Source organism: Aquiflexum sp. (assembly GCF_041749095.1).
In the GTDB taxonomy this organism is placed as follows: Bacteria; Bacteroidota; Bacteroidia; order Cytophagales; family Cyclobacteriaceae; genus Aquiflexum.
Genome location: NZ_JBGTCA010000400.1, coordinates 1 through 7,663 on the forward strand (window position 1 = coordinate 1; position 7,663 = coordinate 7,663).

9 protein-coding genes are annotated in these 7,663 nt (G+C 38.3%); 4 read left to right on the forward strand and 5 right to left on the reverse strand.

Translation table 11 applies throughout. The features are described 5' to 3' along the window. Positions 1 to 121: 121 nt before the first annotated feature. Positions 122 to 406, reverse strand: a complete 285-nt coding sequence (locus ACEW8O_RS18200) for a hypothetical protein (protein ID WP_373496054.1) — start codon at positions 404 to 406, stop codon at positions 122 to 124. Between the two features lie 64 nt (positions 407 to 470). Then, entirely contained in the window at positions 471 to 2,231 is a 1,761-nt protein-coding gene (locus tag ACEW8O_RS18205; RefSeq protein WP_373496055.1) for a carbamoyltransferase, read from the reverse strand. A 193-nt stretch (positions 2,232 to 2,424) separates the two neighbouring features. Here ACEW8O_RS18205 and ACEW8O_RS18210 point away from each other — a divergent pair, with 193 nt between their 5' ends. Then, entirely contained in the window at positions 2,425 to 2,670 is a 246-nt protein-coding gene (locus ACEW8O_RS18210) for a Kazal-type serine protease inhibitor family protein (RefSeq protein ID WP_373496056.1), read from the forward strand. Positions 2,671 to 2,731: 61 nt separating this feature from the next. On the opposite strand, the gene ACEW8O_RS18215 is transcribed toward ACEW8O_RS18210, so the two are convergent. Together ACEW8O_RS18215 and ACEW8O_RS18220 are read right to left on the reverse strand one after the other, a co-directional pair. Then, on the reverse strand, positions 2,732 to 3,004 hold the full coding sequence (locus tag ACEW8O_RS18215) for an acylphosphatase (RefSeq protein WP_373496057.1): 273 nt from the start codon (positions 3,002 to 3,004) through the stop codon (positions 2,732 to 2,734). Then, positions 2,991 to 3,197, reverse strand: coding sequence for a hypothetical protein (locus ACEW8O_RS18220; protein WP_373496058.1), 207 nt, complete (start codon positions 3,195 to 3,197; stop codon positions 2,991 to 2,993). Before ACEW8O_RS18220 ends, ACEW8O_RS18215 begins: the two co-directional genes overlap by 14 nt. Positions 3,198 to 3,261: 64 nt before the next feature. On the opposite strand from ACEW8O_RS18220, the gene ACEW8O_RS18225 reads away from it, so the two are divergent. The 3 genes from ACEW8O_RS18225 (at position 3,262) to ACEW8O_RS18235 (ending at position 6,207) form a co-directional block, all read left to right on the forward strand. Continuing rightward, complete coding sequence (locus ACEW8O_RS18225; RefSeq protein ID WP_373496059.1) at positions 3,262 to 4,362, forward strand: VWA domain-containing protein; 1,101 nt, start codon at positions 3,262 to 3,264, stop codon at positions 4,360 to 4,362. A gap of 2 nt (positions 4,363 to 4,364) precedes the next feature. Continuing rightward, a complete protein-coding gene (locus tag ACEW8O_RS18230; protein ID WP_373496060.1) occupies positions 4,365 to 5,888 on the forward strand; it encodes a magnesium chelatase in 1,524 nt (507 codons plus the stop codon). A gap of 109 nt (positions 5,889 to 5,997) precedes the next feature. Beyond that, positions 5,998 to 6,207: a hypothetical protein gene (locus ACEW8O_RS18235; protein ID WP_373496061.1), complete on the forward strand. Its 210-nt coding sequence runs from the start codon at positions 5,998 to 6,000 to the stop codon at positions 6,205 to 6,207. A 47-nt stretch (positions 6,208 to 6,254) separates the two neighbouring features. Here the strand turns inward: ACEW8O_RS18235 and ACEW8O_RS18240 are convergent, their stop codons facing one another. Next, a complete protein-coding gene (locus ACEW8O_RS18240; RefSeq protein ID WP_373496062.1) occupies positions 6,255 to 7,607 on the reverse strand; it encodes a transglutaminase-like domain-containing protein in 1,353 nt (450 codons plus the stop codon). Positions 7,608 to 7,663 lie beyond the last annotated feature (56 nt).

The following is a 7,663-nucleotide window of genomic DNA, read 5'->3' on the forward strand; positions in this document are numbered from 1 at the left end:
ATTAAATCATCGAGATAAGCATGGATATAAGGAATAAAAACCTTCATTACTTTTTCCAAAAACTGATTGAGCCAAAAAATAATGCATGCGATTAAAAAATATGGATTTTTGAAAACTGATATCATCCCGGTAGTGCTGCAATAAGAGCAGCAAGAAATGTAATGATGGCCATGTAAATGGTGTAAATGATGTTCCCGATCTTTTTTAGGCCTTTCATAATATCACTGTCTGTTTCTTTGATGTGAAAGATCCATTGCTCTTTATTCGCCTGAATATCTTTTTGACGGCTTTCATGATATTCCAAATCACGACCTCCCAAGGATTTTCCGCAATGCTCACAAGTATCATTGATGTCTGTGGTCCACTTAGACCAGTCTCCACAATGAGGACATTTTTTTTCTCCCATTTTACAAAAATAGGGAACAAAACCTAAAGAGGGGTTTTCTCTATATAAATCTTCCTTAAAACATTCAGTGTTGATTGATTTCGACTGAGGATTCTTCTTGTAAATCTTCACTTTTTTTGATTGCAGTCTTCTTTTTTAGGGTAAAATTTCCAATCACAAGAGCATCAAGACCTGTCGAAAAAAAACAGCGAAGAGCATCTTTCGGAGATTCCACCACAGGTTCGCCCTGAATATTGAAACTGGAATTCAGGACAACTGGAATTCCGGTTTTATCCCCAAGTTTTTTGATGATATCATAATACCTGGGATGTAGTTCTTTTCTAACAGTCTGTAATCTTGCACTTCCGTCCACATGGGTCACAGCAGGAATGGTTCTTTGTTGATCTTCGAGAACATTACAGACTTTTAGCATAAATGGATCTTCAACCTCAAGGTCAAAAAATCGATCCTTGGCTTCTACAATTGTTGAAGGTGCAAAAGGACGGTATGCCTCTCTGAATTTGACTTCAGAATTTATCTTTTCTTTCATTTCCGGAAAAGCCGGGTTGGCAAGAATACTCCGGCTGCCCAATGCCCTTGGGCCGATCTCCATTTTTCCCTGAAACCAACCTATTATTTTACCACTTTCCAAAAGAGAGGCTGCTTCTTCGCAGATATCTTCATGGTACTGATAATTAAGCTTGCAGGCCTTTAGGATTTGTTCAATTTCCTCATTGGTATAGCTGGTTCCGACATAGGGATCTAGATGGACAAAGTTTCTTGGTTTTTTAAAAATGCCGTTGTAGAGATAATATGCAGCCCCGATTGCTGTCCCATTGTCCCCTGCGGCAGGCATCACATATATGTCTTTAAATTTACTTTCCCTTATAATCCTTCCGTTCATGACACTATTGAGAGACACCCCTCCGGAAATGACCAAATAATCGGTTTTGGTCTTTTGGTAAAGGATTTCACAGATTTCCAGTACCCGGTCTTCCAATACACGCTGGAAAGCAGCAGCCACATCCATGTGGTGTTTTTTGAAGGATTCACCGGGAGACCTTGGTTTTCCAAAAATGCGGATGAATTTTGGAGATAGATGTGAATATTTCCCAAAATTTAAATTTTGGTAGCCAAAATAACTCAGGTCAATATGAATTCCTCCTTTATTATCAATGCTAACTATCTTCTCAACTTCTTTTTTAAAGACTTTAGGATCACCCATAGGTGCTAATCCCATCGTCTTACCCTCATCATAATTTGTTTTGAAGCCACAGAATGAAGTGACCGCTTCATAGAAAGAACCTAAAGAATGGGGGAAAAAGCTTTCACCGAAAGTATCGATTTCATTGCCCTTTCCAAAACCCAACATCGCAGTAGCCCACTCTCCTGAACCATCTATGCCCAATAGTGCAGCTTCCCTGTATGGAGAGACAAAAAATGATCCCGGTGCATGCGAATAATGGTGGGGTATAAAATGAACTTTAGGACCACTATCTTTAGATTCATACTCACCGTAGAACCATTTCCAAAAGGATTTTTGCTTTCTGTAAGCATGGACAAATTCATGACTGATAAAGTATCTCAGACTTTTTGGGTGACTGATGGCATACCTTAATTTTTTTCCAAGGCTATGAGTAGGTTTAATTGAAACAGCGATATGGTCTATATCTTTAAAAGTCAGATTGGCCATTTTGAGACACCTTGCGATAGCCAATTCTGGAAAATGTTTGGTGTGTTTATCCCTATTTAATCGCTCCTCTTCAATAGCAGCAATTAGTTGGCCATCTACCACTATACAAGCTGTAGAGTCATGAAAATAATAATTTAATCCTAAAATAACCATAATTAAATTTTTGCCAGTGGGTGGAATCTGGAAAATCCGAATAACAAGGAATGCGGAAATTAAAAATTTAAATTAATTAAATGCAATTTGAGACCAAGAATTTAAATGTATTTATTTAGATAAAAAAAACATTATCCATTTTTGTAGCGTATCTGCACAAAATTACGTCTTAAGATAAAATCCGAAACTTCTTATGAAAAAAATCTTTCCTTTCGTCGTTACAATTTTCGCCGTCATCATGCTTTCATTTCAATGTGATGATGTTGAAAATAAGGAATTGGCTTCAGATACCTGCATTGATACAACCAAAATCAATAATGAAGCTGTCTGTTACATGATCTATGATCCGGTCTGTGGCTGTGATGGAAAGACTTATTCAAATGATTGCATCGCAAGGAACAGTGGGGTTTTGTCGTTTGTAAAGGGCAAGTGTAATTGAAAATCCAGCTAATCGGAAATAGCTGAAAGTTCATATCATTGAAGTAAGATTGGATCTGTCTTTAATCCAGAATCAAAAATTCCCGGTAACCTTTTTCATCTTCCTGGGAAATGTCCAGAGATTCAACTTCTGCCATTGGCGGGCCTTTTTTAAGCCAATATTCCATTTCCAATATAGCCCTGATATCACCTTCCATTTCTACCAAAACAGTACCATCAGCCTCATTTTTTACCCAACCTTTGATTCCCAGGGTAATTGCTTTTTGTTGGGTACTTTTTCTGAAAAAGACACCTTGAACTTTTCCGAAGACCCTTACCCGTTTACTGATCTTCATACCATTTTTCTTCAAATGTACCGGTTACTTCTACGTCAGCGGTAAGTACCTTATACACCATCCAAAGAATTAAAATGGGAGAGATCGAAAACATAAACAAAATCAATCCGGTATTCAAATTTACCTGAATGGCTGTAACATAAATGATCAAAAAGGCTGTCACCAAATAGACCGGGAATAGGTAGTTTTTCATGTTGGTTATTATTTTGTTTTCAATTATTAAACCTGAATGGTACTCTCATTGTTATGATGCTATTATGAAAGGTTTTCGTTTTACACAATATGTTCCTCCCCAAGATCCGGAGAAAGATACTTTTGATAATTTACTCAATATTTTCCTGCAATTGGTTACAATGAGCGGAGGAGATGTTGCAGAAGCTTTGGCTTGGTTGACCAATCTCGACAAGCGATACAATATGACCAACCCAAATTATGGCATAGGTGATTTTATTGAAGACCTTAAAACCAAGGGATACCTCACCGAAGAAAACCAAAAAGGGGAATTCAAAATCACCGGGAAGGCCGAACAATCAATCCGTAAAAATGCCTTGGAGGAGATATTCGGTAAACTTAAAAAAGGAAAAGGCGGCCATCATAAAACAACCCATTCGGGTCAGGGTGATGAAAAGGGGACGGATAGAAGGCCATATAATTTTGGTGATAACCTTGATCAGATTGCGCTTACAGATTCCATCAGAAATGCCCAGGTCAATCACGGATTTGGGGGAGATTATCTTTTGACCGAAGATGATCTGGAGGTAGTTGAAAATGAATTCAGGACACAGACTTCGACTGTGTTAATGATTGATATTTCCCATTCTATGATTCTTTATGGGGAAGACAGGATTACACCCGCCAAAAAGGTTGCGATGGCTTTGGCGGAACTGATCAAAACAAGGTACCCCAAAGACACTTTGGACATTATTGTATTTGGTAACGACGCCTGGCAGATTGAAATCAAGGCTTTGCCTTACTTACAGGTGGGACCCTATCATACCAATACAGTGGCCGGATTGGAACTTGCCATGGATTTGCTTAGAAGGAGAAAAAACCAGAATAAGCAGATTTTCATGATTACTGATGGAAAACCTACTTGTTTGAAAGTTGGAATCAAATATTATAAAAATGCATTTGGAATAGACAGTAAAATTCTCAGTGAGACGCTCAAACTAGCGGCCCAATGCCGAAAACTGAAAATACCTGTCACCACCTTTATGATAGCTTCCGACCCTTATCTCAAGGAATTTGTAAAGGAATTCACAAAAGTGAATAATGGAAACGCATATTACAGTAGCCTCAAAGGTTTGGGGGATTTAATTTTTGAATATTATAGACGAAACAGAACCAAAAAATTTTAAACATGGATTACCAAAAATTAGCAGGAAAAGACTTATTGAAAATAGTTACTCTTGGGGAATTGAAAGCTTCAGGATATCAACCAAGGTCTATTAAAGAAGAGTTGCGACAAAACCTGATCCACAAATTACGGAACAAAGAAAATGTATTTGAAGGGATTTGGGGATTTGAGGATACTGTTATTCCTGATATTGAAAGGGCCATACTTTCGAGACATAATATCAATCTTTTGGGTCTAAGAGGTCAGGCCAAAACAAGAATAGCAAGATTGATGACACAATTGCTCGATGAGTATATTCCTGTCGTGGCCGGTTCAGAATTGAATGATGATCCATTGAATCCGATCTCTACCTTTTCAAGGGATATAATTGCATCAAAAGGAGACCATACACCAATTTCATGGTGGCATAGAAATGACAGATATACAGAAAAACTTGCAACTCCTGATGTTTCTGTTGCGGATTTGATCGGCGACGTTGATCCAATCAAAGCTGCGACAATGAAACTTTCTTATAATGATGAGCGGGTAATTCATTATGGACTTGTTCCAAGATCTCACAGGTCCATTTTTGTGATCAATGAATTGCCGGATTTGCAGGCAAGGATACAAGTAGCTTTGTTCAATATTCTACAGGAAGGGGACATTCAAATCAGGGGTTTTAAACTCCGGTTGCCTTTGGATATACAATTTGTGTTTACAGCCAATCCAGAGGATTATACCAATAGGGGCAGTATTGTTACACCGCTGAAGGACAGAATTGAGAGCCAGATAATTACCCATTATCCCAAAACCATTGAAATAGGAAAACGCATCACCAAGCAAGAGGCGAGGCTTGAGGGTAAACCAACCTCAAAAATCCATGTACCAGAACTGATGAAGGACCTGATAGAACAGATAGCGGTAGAGGCAAGGAAAAGTGAATATGTGGATGAAAAAAGCGGTGTCTCTGCGCGATTGACCATTTCGGCATATGAAAATCTGATTTCGGCAGCTGAAAGAAGGATTTATATGAACAATGAGGAAAATACAGTGGTAAGAGTTGCAGACCTTATCGGTATCATTCCAGCAATCACGGGCAAAGTGGAATTAGTCTATGAAGGTGAACAGGAAGGTGCGGGGCTTGTTGCCTACACTTTAATAGGAAAAGCAGTGAGGACCTTGTTTACCGACTATTTTCCTTCACCGGAACAAAAGAAAAAAGAAAAGGAACAAAATACTTATATACTTCCTTTGTCATGGTTTGGGGATGGGAATTCTCTGGACATTTTGGCTTCCCAAAGTGACAAAGAATATAAATTCAATCTGCATCAGGTACCGGGATTGGAAGATATTATCACAGGAACTTTAAAAACCCTTCCCGAAAAGGAAAAAGAGTTCTTCATGGAGTTTGCCCTTCACGGCCTTGCGGAATACAGTCAACTCAGCAAAAAACTATTGGATACCGGTTTGCAGTTCAAAGATCTTTTTAGCTCCATGTTCGATATGGGTGCGCCGGGAGAAGATGATTTTGATGAAGATGATGTATAAATTCCGCTGAATGTAAATTTTTGGTATCATGAAATCAGTTTAAATTTCAATAATAATGATTAACTTGTTGTTTCCACATCCTTTATTATCTAAATAAAACAATGAAAATATGGACCTATTAAAAAAATCAAAGTCATTTCTTATCCTTATTTTAGTATCAGGATTCCTGTTTGCAACAGCAACAACATCTTGTGGCAACAAAAAAACAACTGAGGACACCGAACATGCCGAACACCCGAATGATGGTGATGAGCATCCAAGTGATGGTGATGAGCACCCTAAATCTGATACCACAGGAGGTGAGCATCCAAACAATTAATTCCGCTAACTTTAAACTCAAAATCAAAAGGCTGTGGAAACACAGCCTTAATTTTTTCTTGTAAATGAAAAGGTGGTCAATGGATAGGCAATCTCTTTTCCCACTTCCATGATAGGATAAGCAATGAAATTTATAGGGCCTGACGCAGGACTTGGTGTGACCTCAAGATCTCTTCCTTGGCTTAATTCAATCCGATTGGCCGGGTGTCGGCCAAAATAATAAGTAGCCAAAGCGGTATATTTATTCCCTTCACTGATATCAATAGGCCACCATTTCCCTTCTGCATAGAATTCAGCCCAACAATGGTAACCATCTATACCACCATCATCCCTATCAGAAGGGATAGATGCTCCGATAGAGAACCTCGCAGGAATACCTATTGACCTTGCCAATGAAATAAAGAAAGAATGAAACTCTGTACAGTTCCCGGTTTTGGAATCACAGGCATACACCGCATCTCCTCTTCCAAAGTCTCCAAATTTCATGTAGCGCATGTTGTCAATGATGTAATCATAAAGTGCTCTGGCTTGCAATAACTTGCTTTCATTTTCTTTTCCTTTAATTACTTCGTTGGCTATTTCGCTGAATTGTCCACCGACAGGCATCAATATGTTTGGTTCCAAATAAATTTGATCAATTGGCTGAATCGCTTCATAGGGCCCTTTTTCTTTTCTTTGGACCATATATTTAATTTCCAATTCCTCATCACTATGTTCGGGTTCCAGCTCTATGTATAGGATTTTATTGTTGAAAACTTTTTCTTCCAGTATCCTGTGTTTTCCCGGAATTTCCATGGAAATGACTTTGATATCCTGGTAATCATCGGATTGGGCAATTGGTATCCAAACTTTTGCATTGTCTTTGATCACAGGGATTTTTGCCTGATAATAAAACTCAAACTCATCTTTTCCTTCTACAACACCCAAGAGGTCGGAGGAGGCAGTTTCTACCGGGACTCTTCTCCATGTTTTGTCGACCACTTGTTTCCAGGTATAGAATGGTTTGCCATTTAATTTGTGGAGGGAAGTTTCTGTTACTACCATATTTCCCGGTTCTCCTTCGAGAAAGAAATCAACATCATAGACATCGCCTTTTTCATCTGCAAGATCGACACATGCAAAGTGCCTGTTTGGTCCCAGATTGGAAAGGTATTCAGTATGAACCCTTACCAGCTTTAATTTTAGATTTCGCTCTTTGTCATTTAAAAGAAAGAATCCTTCATTCTGTTCGGTTTCCTTATCAATGAAAGCTTTGATACCCTGTTCGATTTCTTGAATCGATATTTTTTTAGTGGAATTATCAGGTGAGTTTTTTGATTCCTCCTGTTTTTCTTTTGAATTTGAAAAACAGGAAGTCAGTATAGCAAACAGGAGGTATAAAAAGAGTCTGGAATAGATCATGATAGAAAGGTATCAAAGATTTTGGTTTAAAATCAGCGATTTATCCAAAAGGTAGT

Bases quoted from the DNA above. Each gene is read 5' to 3' on its own strand.
- ACEW8O_RS18200 (WP_373496054.1), bottom strand. From the start codon at position 406: ATGGGAGAAAAAAAATGTCCTCATTGTGGAGACTGGTCTAAGTGGACC.
- ACEW8O_RS18205 (WP_373496055.1), bottom strand. From the start codon at position 2,231: ATGGTTATTTTAGGATTAAATTATTATTTTCATGACTCTACAGCTTGT.
- ACEW8O_RS18210 (WP_373496056.1), top strand. From the start codon at position 2,425: ATGAAAAAAATCTTTCCTTTCGTCGTTACAATTTTCGCCGTCATCATG.
- ACEW8O_RS18215 (WP_373496057.1), bottom strand. From the start codon at position 3,004: ATGAAGATCAGTAAACGGGTAAGGGTCTTCGGAAAAGTTCAAGGTGTC.
- ACEW8O_RS18220 (WP_373496058.1), bottom strand. From the start codon at position 3,197: ATGAAAAACTACCTATTCCCGGTCTATTTGGTGACAGCCTTTTTGATC.
- ACEW8O_RS18225 (WP_373496059.1), top strand. From the start codon at position 3,262: ATGAAAGGTTTTCGTTTTACACAATATGTTCCTCCCCAAGATCCGGAG.
- ACEW8O_RS18230 (WP_373496060.1), top strand. From the start codon at position 4,365: ATGGATTACCAAAAATTAGCAGGAAAAGACTTATTGAAAATAGTTACT.
- ACEW8O_RS18235 (WP_373496061.1), top strand. From the start codon at position 5,998: ATGGACCTATTAAAAAAATCAAAGTCATTTCTTATCCTTATTTTAGTA.
- ACEW8O_RS18240 (WP_373496062.1), bottom strand. From the start codon at position 7,607: ATGATCTATTCCAGACTCTTTTTATACCTCCTGTTTGCTATACTGACT.